General features: G+C 41.6%; 1 protein-coding gene. It reads right to left on the bottom strand.

Annotated features, from left to right (window positions below; translation table 11 throughout):
* On the bottom strand, positions 1-563 hold a 563-nt coding region (locus A3762_RS00925; RefSeq protein ID WP_068753680.1), incomplete at its 3' end, for a ParA family protein.
* Between the last annotated feature and the right edge of the window lie 96 nt (positions 564-659).

The following is a 659-nucleotide window of genomic DNA, read 5'->3' as shown; positions in this document are numbered from 1 at the left end:
GGGTCGTACATGGTGCGTAGAATCCCTGAAATTTTTAAATCAGGGTTTATCGTTTCACGAATCTGCTCAATTGTAGTCATAAGGGCTGCCAAACCTTCTAATGCGTAATATTCGCATTGCATCGGTATGATCACGCCATCACTTGCGGATAAGGCATTCACCGTCAACATATTTAATGATGGAGGGCAGTCTATAACAATAAAGTCGTAGTTAGTACGTACTTCGTTTAAACCCAAGCGGAGACGGTGCTCTCGACCAATTTCATTTAGTAACTCAACCTCTGCAGCCACTAAGTCGCCATTTGCTGGTAAAACATCAAATTGCCCATGTGTCGTTTCTACAACAACCTCTTCAAATTTGGCTTTTTTCGTTAGTAAATCATAGACAGTGCGATCTAATTCATTCTTCATAATGCCGCACCCCATCGTCGCATTGCCTTGGGGATCAAGATCAATCAAAAGGATCTTTCGCTTTGTCGCTGCCAAAGACGCGGCTAAATTAACGCTGGTAGTCGTTTTTCCTACACCGCCTTTTTGATTAGTTACTGCAAAGATTTGACCCACGGGCTTACCTATTTCTTACTTAGTTTGATGTTTTTGCTTTTTCTATAATAAGTAAATGACGCTGTGCATCACAACCAGGGACAGTTAGCTTTATCA

This window comes from Oleiphilus sp. HI0125, from assembly GCF_001635355.1.
The sequence above is the reverse complement of the archived record's forward strand: the minus strand, read 5'-3'. Positions and strand labels throughout refer to the sequence as shown.